General features: G+C 61.0%; 7 protein-coding genes. 2 read left to right on the top strand and 5 right to left on the bottom strand.

Features of this window, described 5'->3' with window-relative positions:
• Positions 1 to 44 precede the first annotated feature (44 nt).
• Positions 45 to 1628: a rhodanese-like domain-containing protein gene (locus tag RV1423_RS19235; protein WP_034300114.1), complete on the top strand. Its 1584-nt coding sequence runs from the start codon at positions 45 to 47 to the stop codon at positions 1626 to 1628.
• A gap of 57 nt (positions 1629 to 1685) precedes the next feature.
• Positions 1686 to 2873: a cystathionine beta-lyase gene (gene metC, locus RV1423_RS19230; protein ID WP_034300112.1), complete on the top strand. Its 1188-nt coding sequence runs from the start codon at positions 1686 to 1688 to the stop codon at positions 2871 to 2873.
• Between the two features lie 56 nt (positions 2874 to 2929).
• Here metC and RV1423_RS19225 read toward each other — a convergent pair whose 3' ends face one another.
• From RV1423_RS19225 to RV1423_RS19205, 5 genes are all read right to left on the bottom strand, one after another.
• The gene (locus RV1423_RS19225; protein WP_034300202.1) at positions 2930 to 4351 is read right to left on the bottom strand and encodes a Do family serine endopeptidase; all 1422 of its coding nucleotides are present in this window, start codon (positions 4349 to 4351) and stop codon (positions 2930 to 2932) included.
• Positions 4352 to 4410: 59 nt separating this feature from the next.
• A complete protein-coding gene (locus tag RV1423_RS19220) occupies positions 4411 to 4911 on the bottom strand; it encodes a hypothetical protein (RefSeq protein ID WP_051516791.1) in 501 nt (166 codons plus the stop codon).
• 52 nt (positions 4912 to 4963) lie between these two features.
• Positions 4964 to 5704 carry a serine protease gene (locus tag RV1423_RS19215; RefSeq protein WP_034300110.1) on the bottom strand — a complete coding sequence of 247 codons (741 nt, stop codon included), beginning with the start codon at positions 5702 to 5704 and terminating at the stop codon, positions 4964 to 4966.
• A gap of 322 nt (positions 5705 to 6026) precedes the next feature.
• A complete protein-coding gene (locus RV1423_RS19210) occupies positions 6027 to 6353 on the bottom strand; it encodes a hypothetical protein (RefSeq protein WP_034300107.1) in 327 nt (108 codons plus the stop codon).
• 520 nt (positions 6354 to 6873) lie between these two features.
• On the bottom strand, positions 6874 to 16731 hold the full coding sequence (locus RV1423_RS19205; RefSeq protein ID WP_231502368.1) for a filamentous haemagglutinin family protein: 9858 nt from the start codon (positions 16729 to 16731) through the stop codon (positions 6874 to 6876).
• Positions 16732 to 16761: the final 30 nt, after the last annotated feature.

Raw genomic sequence — 16761 nt, 5'->3', positions numbered from 1 at the left:
CCGTGCGCACCCTGAATCACGAACTCACTTTCCAAGCTATTTTTATGTATAAACTTGTCGATCCCAATACGCTCAAAAACTGGTTGCATGACGGTGCCGAAATCGCCCTGTTTGATGTGCGCGAACAAGGTCAATACGGCGAGTCCCATTTGTTCTATGGCATCCCCGTGCCTTATAGCCGGCTGGAGCTGGATGCTCCGCGACTGGCGCCGCGCACCTCGGTGCGGCTGGTGGTATACGACGAAGATCAAAGCGTCGCACTGCGGGCAGCAGCGCGCCTGACCGAGATCGGCTACAGCGACGTACATGTGCTCGCAGGCGGCACACGCGCCTGGCAAGCCGCCGGCTATCCGGTGTTTGCCGGCGTGCATGTGCCGTCCAAGACATTCGGTGAACTGGTCGAGCATGCACGGCATACGCCCTCGGTCAGCGCACCGGTTCTGTTCGACATGCTGCGCCGGGGCGACAATGTGCTGGTGCTGGATGGCCGCCCGTTCTCCGAATATCAGAAGATGACCATTCCCGGTTCGATCTGCTGTCCCAACGGTGAACTCAGCTATCGCGTACACGACATGATCGACAGCCCCGACACCACGATCGTGGTCAATTGCGCCGGTCGCACACGCAGCATCATCGGTGCACAAACGCTCATCAATCTGGGCCTGCCCAATCCTGTTCTCGCGCTGGAAAACGGCACGCAAGGCTGGTATCTGGAAGATTTTGAACTGGAACACGGCAGTCGACGCCGCTATCCCGACAATGTGTCCGACGCGGCAAAAGAACGCGCCCGCATCGCCAGCGCCAGCGTCGCCGAACAGTATGCGGTGGCGACGGTGGATGCCGACGAAGTGGCGACATGGCTTGCCGAAGGCGCCAGTTCGGTATTTCTGTGCGACGTCCGTACGCCTGACGAATTCGCCGCAGGCAGTCTGCCGAGAGCACAACACGCACCCGGCGGCCAACTGATTCAGGCAACCGATCTGTATGTCGGCGTGCGCCATGCCCGCATCGTCGTATTCGATGACGACGGCATCCGTGCGCCGGTCGTGGCGAGCTGGCTCAAGCAATTGGGACACAATGCCGTCGTGCTCAAAGACGGTTTGCGTAGCGGTTTATCGATGCCGGCGCCTGCTGGAATAACACTTCCGGCGCTGAAAACCGTCAGCGTCGCGCAAGTGGCGGCAGGACTGCAGACATCGACCATGCGCGTGATGGATGTCCGTCACAGCATGTCTTATCGCAAGGCACATATCGCTGGCGCCAGTTGGGGCATCCGCTCACGTCTGCCGGCGCTGGAGACATTTGCCGGCACCTGCGAGCGTGTCGTGCTGATCAGCGACGAAGACGGCGTAGCCGCGCTGGTTGCCGCCGAATGGCGCGCTGCCGGCAGTGCACCTCAGGTGGACCTATTGCAACTGGAAGGCGGCATGAAAGCATGGACTGCGGCGCAACTGCCAATCGAAAGCACCCCGACACAACCAGCCGACGCCGATTGCATTGACTATCTGTTCTTCGTTCATGATCGCCATGACGGCAACAAAGCCGCCGCGCGCCAATATCTGCAATGGGAAACCGGCCTGCTGGCCCAACTCGATCAGCGCGAACTGGACGGCTTCAAACTGGACTGAAAACATATCGCTGCTCCTACCGCCTGCGGCGCCCCACTTCGATTGAGAAAGCAAAAGATGTCCAAACCACTGCCTCCCACACTCCGACCTCAGACACGTATTCTGAAAGGCGCCGGCGCTCCGGCATATCGCGGCGGCAAAGCGGTAAACCCGCCGGTGGTACGCGCCTCCACAGTCCTGTTCGACACGGTCGAAGAATTGACCGACATGCGCGCACGACGCCACGAGGAACGCCTGTTCACCTACGGCGCGCGCGGCAATCCGACCGGTTTTGCATTGGAAGACGTGGTCGCGGATCTGGAAGGAGGTTTCCGAACCAAGCTGTTTCCGACCGGCCTGGCCGCCATCGCCATGGTCTTTACGACCTATCTGAAACCCGGCGATCACGTCCTGATTGCCGATTGCGTCTATCAGCCGGTGCGCAATTTTTCCGAAACCTTCATGCAACAGTTCGGCATCGAAGTCTCCTTCTTCAATGCCGATGGCCGCGATGTGGCGCAACATGCCAGACCGAATACGAAGATGCTGTATGTCGAATGCCCGGGCTCGCTGGTCTATGAATTGTGCGATCTGCCGGCACTGTCCACACTGGCGCGCGCCAATGACTGGCTGCTGGTGGCGGACAATACCTGGGGCTCAGGCTTGCAATACCGGCCGCTGACCTTGGGCGCCGATGTCTCCGTCATGGCCGCCACCAAATACCTGAGCGGTCACTCTGACGTCATGATGGGTACCGTCACGACCACCGAGAAAGCATGGATGCCGCTGGCGCGCATGACCGACACCTTCGGCATGAACGTCAGTCCCGACGATGCCTATCTGGTGCTGCGCGGCACCCGTACGCTTGCGGCCAGACTGGCGCTGCACGAGCAGCATGCCTTGAAGATCACGCATTGGCTGCGACAGAGAACGGAAGTAGCACGGGTATTCAGCCCGGCGTTGCCGGATCACCCTGGCCACGCCATCTGGCAACGCGACTGCAAGGGCACCAACGGCCTGGTGTCGTTCGAATTCGCCCGTAACGACGCACCTATGGCGGCACGCTTCGTCAATCAACTCGCCTTGTTCGGTATTGGCGCATCCTGGGGCGGTTTCGAAAGCCTTGCAACGATTTCCAATCTGGTCACGACACGCACCGTCACCGATTGGTCGCAAGCCAATCCCATCGTTCGCCTGCATATCGGACTGGAAGATCCGGAAGACCTGATCGCCGATCTGGAGCAAGCTTTTGCGGCGTGCGGATAGGCGGGAATAAGTACACCCGCCATCTTGCTCTCGCCGCCAACACATACCCGGTTTCGTCACGGAACGCTTGCTCCGTCCACCGCCTCTTCCGATTCACGTTTCGGCAATTCAACGGGAACAAACAGCCGTGCCGATCCACGCTGAATCAGCAACGCGGCAGCACCATTCGCAACGCGAATGCCTTCCTGCAACGACTCCACGCTGGAGATCGGCTGACCGTTCAAGGCAAGAATAATGTCTCCCGCCTTGACTCCGCTGCGCGCAGCGGCGAGATTGACCCGCTCCACAAGCAAACCGTTTTCGATCCGCAAGACTACCCGCTCCTGCTCAAGCAGCGGACGCACAACCATACCTAGCGGAGCCGCCGGTTCGGAAGGTTTTGCCGCGACCGGCGCGCGCGCTTCGAAAGCGTCGACCGACATATCGAGTTCCTTTGCAGCGCGGTTGCGCCAGATTTGCACGGCGACGCGCTGACCCGGCGTCCGGTCAGCGATATAGATCAGCGCGTCGGCCGACTGAATCACATCCTGCCGGTCAACGCGCAAGATCACGTCGCCCGGCTGCAATCCCGCACGATCGGCGGCGCCGCGCGGCTCGACATAACTGACCAACGCGCCGACCGGCTTGGGCAAACCGAAGGATTGCGCCAGCGCCTGGCTGACTTCCTGCACGGCGACGCCGATGCGTCCACGCGTTACCACTCCTTTGGTTTGCAATTGATTCTTGATCCGCATCGCCACATCGATGGGGATGGCGAACGATAAGCCCTGATACCCACCGCTATTGCTATAGATGCGAGAGTTAATGCCGATGACTTCGCCGCGCATGTTAAACAAGGGGCCGCCGGAGTTGCCCGGATTGATCGGCACGTCGGTCTGGAGAAAAGGCATATAGTCGGCCCCGGGCAAGGTGCGGCCCTTGGCGCTGACGATGCCTGCCGTGACCGAGTTGCTGAAGCCGTACGGCGCACCGATGGCGAGCACCCATTCCCCGACTTCGATACGCGCCGGGTCGCCGATCTTGATCACCGGCAGGCCGGCGGCATCGATCTTCAGTAAGGCAACGTCGGCGATAGGGTCAAGGCCCAGCAGTCGCGCCTTGAATTCGCGCCGATCGCTGAGCTTGACGCTGATCTCGGTGCCGCGCGCGACCACATGCGCATTGGTCAGGATATAACCGTCGGCGCCGACGATGAATCCCGATCCAAGCGTGCTTTCGTCAACACGGTCCTGCCGCAACATATTTCCCTGGCGATGCAAAACCGCCTCGCGCGCTACACCGATATTGACCACCGCACCGCCGGAGGCTTTGACGAGCCGTGTGAAATCAGGCCCCGGCTTCAGCGCGACGGTACCGGATGCTTTCGGCAGCATGGTGTTGGAATCCGCCGCGCCGGTCTGGGCATGCGCCAAGTTTGCTGCAATGACCGCCAGCAGGCATGTCGCCCGCAATAACGGCGACAACCGTGAGGAGAACATAGTCATGCGGAAACGATGCACGAAAAAAGGATGAAGACGCGGCATGCTGCGATCTTGGTCTATTGTTTTTGCGGAAAATCCAGCATCAGTTGCAACACCATCGGCTGGCGCATATCCGGCGGCGGCGGTTCCGACAAGGGACGCGTGGTCAGCAAGGCGCGCAAGTCATCATCGGCTTGCGCATTGCCCAAGGACGCGAACTCCAGTCGCTCGACCTGGCCCGACGGCGCCACCCATACGCGCGTCACCAACGGTGGCGGCAGCGGCTGGCCTTCTTTCAGCAAGCGTTCCTGCATCCAGCCATGCAGCCGCACAACGGCGTCGTCGGCCGGATCGCTGAGCCATGCCGCGAATTGATTGCTGGCGAGTTGCGCATAGCTGATCCAATGCTGCGGCGGTTGCGGTGCTTGCATCGGCTGGGCAGGCAAAGCTTCGGCAGGCGCCAGCGCGGCAGCAATACCGATGCCGGCGCCGATGCGTTTGAGCCATTGCAGGATGTTGCTCCAACGCGTTGCGTGCACCGGTGCAGATCTGCGTTCAGCCTGCGAAAATTCTTGCATGTCCGTCTCCGTGAAATAAAATACGTCAGGCCTTAAGTTTAGCCGCGCAAAATTACCCGCAAATGACACCGACGCCCAAGGTGAATGCGCGTGCAGCGGGCGATTGTTGTGCGCTGATTTGTGCAGCGTCGCTTTCAGTAAAGCCGATACCGTTGCCCCGCAAAAAGCGCTTGATGTTGGCGGCAGACACCGCCCTCACCAAGGTCGCGCCACCTGCTTTCATCGGATTGTGCGCGTGAACCTGCGCCATGCCGGCGCTTGACGACGAGCCGGCGACCCGCTCCACCACAATTCCCAGCACCAGACCGCTGGCGCCGAGCACCGCGCTGCCGCTGGCGCCGGGCTTCACGCCCGACAATAGTTGAAGCTCGCCGTCGTCTTCCGGCACCGTAATTGCGTTACTCAATGTGCGAGCGCGATCAGGCATGCGCGACAGTCGTGGATAGGCTTCGGCAAACACCGCCACGCTGCGATCCGGCGGCAACTCCGCACGCTGGAACACAGCATTCAGAAAAGGTTTGAGCGCCGTCGCCAACACCGCCACATCTTCCTGATTGCTGACGGCGCGCAAGGTCGCCATCACGACTTTGGAATCCTTGACCACATATAGCGAACGGCATCCGATAACCGCGTGTCTGGCGGTAAGCACGTCGCCATCGGCATTCAAGAATACGCCACTGGCCTGGGCCTCGATGCTCTCGATTGCCGGGCACGAGGTCGATCCGCTCAACAGATACAACAGACCGCAAGCCGCAAGCGCATGACGCCCCTGCGATAACCGGATTTTTTTCATAGTGTTCCCCCTCTTCCCCCTTACCGTTTGCGTACCGGCCCGAAGGGGCGCAAATAGATTTTCGATTTCTCGGGGGGGTCCTTTTGCAGTACTCTCTCACGTGGAGAATCTTTCCTGATGCGAAAGACCAGTTGCAATGACCTTATTTTATAGCAACAAGAGCACACTCTCGGCGTGAAAAATACCTCACTCTGGCAAGAGGCGCGACATAAACCGGCACAGCGGCCATAGTGGATAGCGAGTCGATGGTTTGCGAAATCAACGCGAAGGAGATGCGGCTGAGAGCCGCCCGGATAACGGGCGCGATCAGACGCAAACGAAATCAGTTGTCGTTCCGGAGGTAGCAGTCACACATAACGACCAATTCCGAGTCCCCTGTGATATCACTCCTGCTCAACAGAATCGATTTCACTTCGCTGATTTGCGCGCGGCTGGGGATGATCTCGGTCACGCTGTGCAACATCCATTCGACCAGGATCTTCCTGACTTCAACCAGCGGAAGCGAGGTAATTTCTTTTCTTGTAGGTACATAGCTGTTGAAAACCGCGACGGCACCATGGAATTTTCTTTTGGCGTTCTTCCTCGCCGATTTTTCTGCCGCACGCAAGTTGGCTTCAGGAACCCAGAAGCGGTCATGAACGTCTTTCATCTCGATTTCTCCTGTCGGCGTAGCTTCGCGATGCAAACATGCGCGGCTTGCGAAGGAATGAACGCCCGTGTCGCCAACTCCGTGAGACATTGTCACTTTGACAGCCTGGCCCGATCGCCGCTGAGCGCATAACGCTAGCAAGATTGCCTACTATACAGGACTCAAAACAACGCCAACTCTTCGGACCGGAAGAAATCGTCAATGGAAGCTTTATCCCCCTTGAATTAAAGGTGAGTACGGTGCGCGACCTGACGGTCATGGCTGCGGCCGCGCAGCGGAATGCGCTTTGTCGCGACATGCGGAATCAGGCTCAATTTAGAAGATCGAACCATTAAATTTTCTCAAAACAATCTGCGCTGCGTACGACGATGCAAGCACGTGCCCTTCCTCATTGAAGCCCCTGGATGGGGCCGGGCGAAGAAGGCACGTACACCGCTTGCCTGTTGCTGAATGCCAGCCCGGCGCGTTGCAGGAACGCATTTTCATGCGCCTGCATCGCTTGTTTTCTCTCTTCCCCCGGTTATTGCGTCAAATTGCGCCGCTCGGTGTCGGTCAGTCTGGAACGTTGTGCCGGGGTCAACTCCCCCTGCCCGAGGACTTGAAAAGCGCTGCCGTTTTGATAGCCCGCACCGACCGGCACGGGACGGTTTTCCGTACCGCTGCTCTCGTTACCGAAACCGAGCACGCGCACCGTGAAAATCGACGGCAAGGCCTGGCGCGCTTCATTGCGGGCGCGCTGCACCGACTCCTGCGCCGCGCTCGCCGCCGAACTCACCGCCGCGCTGGCGTTGGTCAGTGCGCCGACGTTGACTGCCGCAATCGTCGGAATCCCGACTGACTCACCCTTGACCTGAATATTCGCGGCGTTGATCACCTGCAGCGCCGCCAGATTGACGTTGCCCGAGACGCGGATGCCCGCTTCACCGGCATCGATGGTGCCCAGCGGCGCGATCAGGTCGATGTCCCCAGCCGGGACTTCCGGAATCGGCGCCAGCGTAGCGATACCGGCACCGGTGCTCGGCACGTCCGACGACAAGGTCACGTTGCCCCATTGGTCATAGACGCGTTTGGGCGGTGTATAGACCACCGTCGTCTTCGAACCGCGACCGGCGTTGATGTCGCCGGTCGCCGACCAACCCAGGATGGAGCCGCCGAAGGTGGTCATGACCCTGCTCTGGCCGAGCAGGATGCTGTCCTTGGCAAACAGTTGGATATTGCCGGAGCCTTGCGTGATGACGCCGGAAGTGCTGGTCGGCGCTGCGCCTTCAATGCCCAGCACGATCTGCCCTCCCGGGGTCAGCATCTGGATGTCGCCGCCGAACAGGGTGCGTACGTAGCCACTGCGCGGAGTGTTCGTAACCTGGCCGTTGCCTGGATTTTGATAGGTATACATCCCCTTGTACATGATGATGTCGCCGGCATACGAGACCGGCTTGCCGTTGGCATCGCGCCCCGGCGCCAGTGCCGCAATGGCGTTGCGACCACGCAGGTAGTTGCCGTAACGCGGACTGTTGACATCGTTGTATTCACGACCGCCGGCCTGCAACTCGGCAAAATACACGGTGCGCGCAAACACGCGCTGCTGCTCCGGCGGCAGCGCCAGATAATAAGCACGCGCCGCCGCGCCGTCGCCACTGAAGCCATACCGTTGACTGAGCCACGCCACCAGCTCCGCCTCGTAAGTCTTGGCCACCTTGCCACTTTGATCGGCTAGCGGCACGCCGTTCTGCGCCAGATTGGCCGGGTCCAGATACGGCATCACGAAACGCAGGTAATCGAGGCCGCCGCTGCCGACCCCGGCTTGCATCACGATGCCGGCCCCGGGCCGGGTATCCCCCGGCACAATCGCGCCAATGCTGGTGACCGCGCCCTTGTCTTGCATCAGGATGTTTCGGCCGGCCGTGATTTCCAGCGTGCCCGGACCAGCTACATTGAACGAGCTATACAGAATGTCACGACCGGCCGACACCACCGACACGTCGGTGGCCCGGGTGTGCACGAACAGATTGCCGATACCAGACAACATGCTGTCGCTGCCGTCGGGCTGTACATCCGGCTGTGCCAGGAAGTTACCGCTGCCGACGATATCGCGTCCGGCCATCATCCACACCGGCTGCGCGCCCTCATACCAAGTTTGGCCGAAACGCGGCAACACCCGGCCATTCTGTTTGTTGCGATCGGCATAGCTGAGGATGCGCCCGCTACTGACGCCGACCAAGTCGCCACTGAGTGCATAAAAGCGGGCCGGGTCAGCATTGCCGGCAAGCTGGCCGGCGGCGCTGTCTGCGCCGAATACGAACAACGGGAAAATCTGAGAAGAGAGCGGATTTCCCAACGGAGATACATTGGTGCTCACCGGCGCAAACAAAGACACGCTGTCGACCCAACCGGCGAAGGCAGGTTGTTGCGGGGTTGCCAGTGCGCTGACCGGCGCCCCCGACTGGCTCACGGAAAAACCGGCGGCATAGATGGAACCGGCCGCCAGGAATTGCAACTGGCCATTGGCTCCCGGCGCCAGCACCATAGGCGCAAGCGACTCTGTGTCGTCCAGTCGCGGATCTCTGGTCGCCTTACCGTAGTACAGGCTGCCGCTGGCAGCGACCGCCCTGACAATGGACGGATACAGTACGGCATCGTCCGAGATGGTGCCTAGGCCCTGAGTATACGGCGCCAGATTGCCGCCGGCCGAAAACAGATTCAGCGCAGTGTGCGCGGTCCACAACGTAAACCAACTCTGACCGCGACCATTCACGCCGGCGCTGCTAATGAACGGCGAAGCGTTCATCGACGTCACCCGGCCCGGGTCAGCTACGTCCTGCACCACCAGATCGCCGAGCGTGTCGATATTGAAAACGGCGTCACCCGGTACCAGCGTCAAGCCGCCATAAGCGCGACCGCGCGCAGCCGTGAATGGATCGCTGGCGCGGCTTTCCCTTGGCAGCGTATACCTGCTGTCATAGCTCAGCGGTAAGCTGCCCAGTTGCGCGCTGCTCAGTTGCACATTGCCGCGCAGATTGACCGCGGCGCCGTTCAGGTGGCTCTGATAGGCATCGCTGCCCGGATTGAGCGTGCCGCCGACGCGCACATCGAGGTCGCCGCCGCCGGTCAATTGCACACTGCCATCGGCCGCAACGCGACCGGTGCTGCCCACCGCCAGCACCAGCCCCTGGCTGCGCGGATTGATGCCGTTGGCAAAACTGCTGCCAACCATCGGGCTCAGAAAACCGGCGTCGCCGATGACCTGCACGTTGAGATTGCCGCCGCCCAGCGTACCGAAACCGGTAAAACCAACCATCTTGTCGGCGTTACCCTGGAGCGCAGTATAACTGCCGAAATTGATCCACCACGCGGTCGGCTGCGCAGCACCGCCGGTGGCGGCGCTGCCGCTACCCTGGCGCCACAGCCAGTTGCCGGCATTGGTGGTGTCGTAACCCAATTCGCTCGGATTCGGATGACCCGAGGGGTCCGTAACCGGCATCATTTGCGCACCACTCAGGTTGCCGCCGACCTTGAGCAACAGGTTACCGCCCTGATCGGGATACCAGGCGCGGTAAACGCTGGTGGCGCTGCCGTCGACCAATGACTCGCGAGTGCCATCCGGATCGCTCAATACCTTGCCATTGGCGTTGCGGCCCTTAGGTTGGTTGTAAGGATCGTTGGCAAACGTGGCAGCCGCCGAACTACCCGCGGTATACACGCCGAACAGCGAATCCATACGCAAGTTACCGCCGCTCAGCAATTCCAGATCGCCTGTGCCCGTGCGGAGCACGCTGAAACGGCTGCTGCCTATCATCATGTCATAGGTAGGATTAGCACTGAAAGCGCATGCGTAAGAGTAATCTCCATTACACAAATCGTTCACGCTAAGCCCATAGTTATACTGCGCAAGTGCCGGATCGATAGGCTCGCCCACCAGATCGGACCTGCCGATCTCATCTGCACCGGCCTGCGTCCAGCGCGCATTGCTCAGCGCTCCCACACCGTACATGCCGTAATGGCTGTCAGCCAGGCGCAGATCGCTATGAACCGGCCGCGTTTGCACGGTACGGCTGTCGGCGGCGCCAAGGTCGGCTCCCGCTACCAGCCGCATCGACCACGACTGCGAGCCCTCGGCCAGCATCGGCGCAATCGCCCATAATTGTCCCTGGCGCCCGCCCACTTCCGGCCGCAACGCTACCGACGCCGCCCCGCCCGGCAATTTGACATCAGCACCGGAGGGAATCAGCGACCCGGTCGCCAGCGCCTTGTCGCCATTGAGCTGCACCATGCTCAACGGCAGATTCCCCTTGGGCAATGGCACTCCCTTGGGCCAGGTCATCGCCTTGAGCGCGGTGGCCGTGGTCAATACTGTGCCTGCATCGAGTTGGGTGCCGGCCACCAATGTTTGCGCCGTGTTCAGCAAACTCCCGGCGGCAAACAGGATATTGCCGCCGGCATCACGCACCGCCGCTGCCAATACGGTACCTGCCGGCAATGTCAGATCTTGCGCCAGCGTTGCCGCTACCGGCAAACGACTGCCCCCCGAAATGCTGAAGTCCTTGATCGGCAAATCGTAGTTGAGCGTGGTGCCGCCCGGGAAGCCGGAACCGTCGGCCAGCGTCACTCCGGTGCCAGGCACCACGATATCGCCGCCTGTGAAGTCGCGCCCGGACAACAGGATCCACCCCTTGTCGTCCGGCGTCGGTGGCGGTGGAGCAAAGCCATCATTGATACTGCCAAAGATATCCAAATTACCGGCCGCTCGCAGCGTCAGCGTGCCCACTTCACCGGAACCGTAGACGCCGTTGACCACGGGTGTCCTGGGGTTGAGACTGGCATAGCGGAAACCCGACAAGTCAAGGTCGCCCTGCACCACCATGTCACCGCCCGGATTGGTGACGGCATTGCTGACGATTTCCACGCCCGGACGCAGATGCAAGGCATTGGCATAGGTCGCGTTATTGAGGCCGGACAGTTTGCCGGTCAGCAGATTACTGTTGGCCAATGCGCCGTTGATGAAGTCGTTGCTGTCCTTGTCTTTCGCTTTCAGGTAATCCTGATTGATGACCTGATACGGACGACCGCCGGCCGCCAGATCAAGCACAGGCTTGCCATTGGCATCCAGCACATCATTGCCGGCGGCATCCTTGACAGTCCCCAGCGGCGCATCGTCGTAACGCTGCACGCCATTGACCGCGATCGACCTGGCGCCGCGAATGTTGAGGCTGCCGCGCGCGTCGATGGCGATGTCGCCGTAAGTGGCGGCATCGGCGTCAGTTTGCTTGCCGTTGCTGCCGATGCGCGCCGCGTTGAGGTCCAGCGTGCCGCGTGCGACACCGTCGTTGCCGACCGCCGTATTGGTGCCATGGCGCAAATCAATTTGCGCACCGCTGGCCAATGTCAAAACGCCGTTGCCGGAATTGAGTTCAACAATGGCGCGGTTCGGGCTGTCGATGATCTTGCCGTAACTGTCCACGCGCAAGACCGTGCTGTGTGCATCAAGTACCGCATTGCTGCCGATCGTCAGTCCCTTGGTAGCCGCCAGACGGATGGTGCCGACCCGCTCGCCGCTGGCGTCAATCGCGCCGTTGACCGCCAGGCTGCCGTTATCGACCGAGACATTGACGGCATTGGCCTTGACCTCATTGCCAATGGCCAGATCGCCTTGCTTCAACTGGAAGCTGCGGCCACCGAAGACACTGCCTTCGTTCAAGCGTGTATTGAGTGCCGCAAACTGACTATTGAGCGTGCCGCTCGACCCCAGTGTTTGCGCCCGTACTTCGACGCTGCCGGCCAGATACGGCACCATGGTGCCGCCGGCATCGTAGTAACCGCTGCTGCCGCCGAGAATACGGCCTTGCAGATCCACCATGCCGGCGGTATCGGCCAGCGCCGTCGCCGTCAGGCTGCCACCCTTGTTATTGACCGCCGACAGATCAATACTCGATCCTGCCGCCTGACGAATGTCGCCGTTACGGCTTTCCAGAATGACCGTGCCACCCCAACTGTATTTGTCGATGTCGTTGAACGGGATCTTGCCGCCGGCCACATCAATCTGCGCCGCATCGCTCAGTGTCAGGTCCTGATCGGCAATCAACGTCAGCTTGCCGCTCGGCAGTGCCACCGTAGTGGCGACCGTCACGTTATTGCCATGCAAGCTGATTTCAGCACCAAGCGCGTCATTGCTGCGCGCCGGCAATGATGCGCCCATTGGCGCGCTCAGATTGATGTTGCCGCCGACGACGATGTTGTTGACCGAACCGGCCGCGCCGGTCAGCAATGGCGTGCTGATGTTCAGATTACCGCCGCTGTACTGGAAACCGCTGCCGGACTGATACGTACCTTGCGACTGATACACCGACAGGCTACCCTTTTGATTAGCGGTCACACGTTCGCTGGCATTCAGATTGACGTTGGCAAAGCCGAGTGCCAAACGGTCATAGGACTTGATGTTGTTGGGTTGCGTGAACGGGCCGAAACCAAATTCCAGCCGCTCGGTATTGAGGTTGAGCGTGCCGATGCCGGTACCGGCGCCATTGGCGATGATGCTGGACGGTGACGTTTCAGCACCACCCCAGATCAGGTTGGCAGTATGGATCGTCGCCGCTGTGCCGGCGCCGCCATAGCCATAGATCGCCGGGGTGGTCAACACAAACCGGTCCAGTGTCGATTTGCCGGTCACCGCATCGTAGGTATCGAGCGTCACATCGCCATAAAAGTTGACGCTGTTGGCTGCACTCAAGACCAGCGTCTGGATCGCCGGCGCACCGGTGCTGGTGTCTCCGCGCAACAGCCGGTTCAGCACGTCCTGATTCATGGCCAGTCCGGCCGAACGGATGCCGGCAGCTTTCGCGTCGGCCAGCGCCTGGGCACTACCGGCATTGATCGCGCCGACGGCCAGCGTCAGGTTGCGGGTGCCATAGCGCACCGCGTCATCGAGCACGAAACTGCCGGTGGTGGAGGCCAGCAAGGTGCCTTCCGAGTACAGCGTGGTAGTACCGGTACAAGCACCCGACGAACAACCACCGATGGTGACGCCACCCTGCGAAATGCTGCTGTTCGGCGTAGCGTTGAGCAAACCGTTGGAGGCTGCCACCATGTGACCGGACACCCGATAAATGAAGCCATCGCTGGAGTCGTAGGCAGCCTTGCCGCGCCCCAGCGTGCTGATGCCGGCGCCCTGCTCGATATTGACCAGGCCGGGACCTTGCCCCGATGGCGGATCGGCTGCGAACAGGAATACTTCCGGCGCGTATAACTGTGCGCCGGAACGCAGATCGACTTCATACGCCGCATTGCCGAAATCGACGTAGTTGCCGTTCTGGCCGTATCGTACATCTGTCTTGCCACCGATCAGCATGCGCGCCGCACCGATGCGGTTGAGACTGTCGGCTTCCAGTGTCACGCCGCTGAAACCGGCCGTGGGTTGTGCGCCGGCTTGCACGATCTCGATACGATGATTGCCGTTGTTGACGGTGACAGCCACGGTACCGCCATAACCGCCTGGCGCAGCGCTGAAGCGCCCTTCTCCCTCGAATTTAAAGGCAATGGCGCCCGCTCCGTCCTGTAATTCGAGTTGCAGCGTTCTGGCATCGAGCGGCAACATCGGTCGCGGAACGCCAAGCCGCGCAGCATCTGCCAATGCGAATGCGGTATAGCCGGTTTCATTGTATTGCGAATAGGTACGCAGCACCTTGGCCGGCGTCACGATCAACTGGCTGGCGAGGCTGTCGCGCACATCGGTGCCGGCAATCGACAAAGTGCCTGCAGTCGACCATGAACCGTTGCGCATCGCTTGCGCAGCAGTAAAACCGCCCTGTCCGGCAATGCCGTTGATTTCAACCCGGAACGCGCCCGGCATCAGGGCATAGGTAGATGGCATCAGCGTGTATGTGCCGGCCGGCAATCCAGGCACGCCGCTGCCGATGGTGATCTGGCGGCCGATAGCCGGATCAACCGCGCCATGTTCGCCGCTGATCGGCGCGTAGTTGCCTTGCATGCCCGGCACAATCGCATACACCGGATTGGTGGTCAGGCCCGGCAAGGTGAAACTACTGTTGGCCGCGTATTGCAGCAGCGGGTTGAAGCGGGCATCGGTGGAACCGCCGCGACCGCTGACAAAACCGGCACCGAGCAATTCGCCGCCGCCCGACAGATCAAGCACCGCACCCGACTTGACCGCCACCGACTCCCCGGCCAGGGTCACACCAGTGGTCATGCTGCCGACTCCGGTGAATTTAACCGTCTTGCCGTCATAGCTCCAGCTTTGGCCGTCGACAGTGCCGCCATACGGCATGATCAGACCGGCACCGCTGACCGAGGTCAGACTGTGATCAAGCAAATTGACGCTCAAGGTTTTATTGTCATCAAAACCAGTGGTGCCAAGGCTGATATAACCCAGCGGCGCGCGTACTATGCCGCCCTGTTCCACGTGCGCGGAAAACAACTGCAAAAAACCGAATGCAGAATATGGCATGGCCGGCAAATAATCGGTAGTGCGGCCGATGATCAGACTGCGCGCCGGATCATAACTGACGATACCGTTCTTGGTCTTGTTGTAACCTGCCCTGACCACCGCTCCCACGCCAGTGCCGGGATACAACTGGGCCGCGCGCAACACGATGTCGCCGCGGTTGGTCAGCGAGGTGGTCGGGCTAGTACCATTCCAGCCATCGCTGATGCCGAGGAAACGCAGATCGTCGGCGCTGACCAGTTCCAACCGATCGGTATTGACCAGCACGTCGCCGCGAATATCAATCAGATTGGCAGTACCGCTGATCCCGGCGCTCATGGCGCGCGACGCGGTATCGACCGCGCGCGCCGATACGTAAGAATCGCGGCTGGCTGCCTTGGTGCCGGCCAGGCGCAGATAGCTGGCCGCCAGATTGATGTCGGAACTGGCCGGAGCACCCGCCGCCAGCGTAAAGCCGCCGTACAGTTGCAGGTTCTGCGCCATCTTGAGATTGATATTGCCGGCCAAACTGATAGTGCCCTGGCTCAGCAATGACAGGCTGTCGAAGCCGCCGGCCTGCACCTGTGCCACAGACAAATCGCCATGACCATACGTCAATGTTGCCGCGGCTTGGGCCGGGTCATTCACCCCCGTCAAGGGATCCGCGCTTTGCGTTTGTGCCAGCACCAACTCCCGCGCATTGAGTACATTGCTGACGGCAGTCGATTTATACACCGGCGACTCCAGCGCCACATTGAGCGTGCCGCCGGCCGCACCGGCGCCACCGGCATTGGCCCTGAGTACGCCATCGAGATACAAACCGTTGTTCGATGCCAGCGAAATACTGCCGCCCTGACTTGCCACGTTCACTGCCCCCATGCCATTGACGTCCAGTATGGCTTGCGTCCCGGACGCGTCGAGCAGCGCACCGTCGCGTACCACGACGAATAGACTCGCTGCCGAAGCATTGCCGACCGCCTCATTGATCTCGCCGCCGATGACGATACTGCCGCCATTGCGCACCCGGCCGTAACGATGTCCATTGATGTCGGTGGCGGTCACCGCGCGCGCCGCCACATCCAGCACAGCCTGCTCGCCAATCCAGATCGAGCGGCTATGACCACCTGCTTCCACCCCTTCGGCCGCACCCGGATTGACGCTGACGCCGCCCAGCGTGATCTTCCCCCCCCAGGCATTGAGACGGCCGTCGACTGTCAACTGGCCGATGCTGGCAATGCCGATGCTTTGACCGGCATCGACATTGATCACCGCGCCTTTGCCGACCACCGCCTGCACGCTGGCCATATCGGCCGCACTGGAATCTAGATTGCCGGCCTGCAGAAACAGACTCGCGCCTTTGCGTTGCGTCAGTACGCCCTTGGACGGGTTCTCCTGATACAACGGCGGCGTCCATAGTTCCAGCCCGTCGCCGACGCTGAGAGCTGCACCCGCATTGGCGCCGAAGCGGTACACCGGCATGCTGACATCGACTTGGGCGCCGTCGCTGACCATCAGCCCCTTGCTGCCCGTGACCTGATATTGGCTAAAGCCCTTGTTGAAGAAAGCGGCATCCAGCACCAGCGTGTCCAGGGCCGCATTGGCCGCCGTACCGATCACCACGTTGCCGCCCGACAGGCTCAGCGTGCCGCCGCCATTGACGCCATAGCCCTTGAACATGCCATCGAACGCCAGGTTACCGCCGCTGGCATTGCCGGCATTGGCTTGCAGCGTCAGATCCCCCCCCTTGCCGCCACTGCTCTTGCCGGTCGCCAGCATGGCCGCGCCCGAGGATACGTCAATCAGGCTGCCCTTGCCAAACAGCACGTCGCGTGTGCCGCGCACCGACACCGTGCCGCCGTTCATCGCCGGCATGCCGCTGATGTCATCCGGATTCACCTGCAGATTGCTCCACATGCCGGAGGCATCCAGCTTTACGCCTGCCGCCACATTGACGACCGTTCCCTTGCCGGCTGCCGC

The organism is Herbaspirillum sp. RV1423, assembly GCF_000577615.1.
GTDB lineage: Bacteria > Pseudomonadota > Gammaproteobacteria > Burkholderiales > Burkholderiaceae_D > Herbaspirillum.
This window is presented reverse-complemented; position numbering and strand designations above follow the sequence as displayed.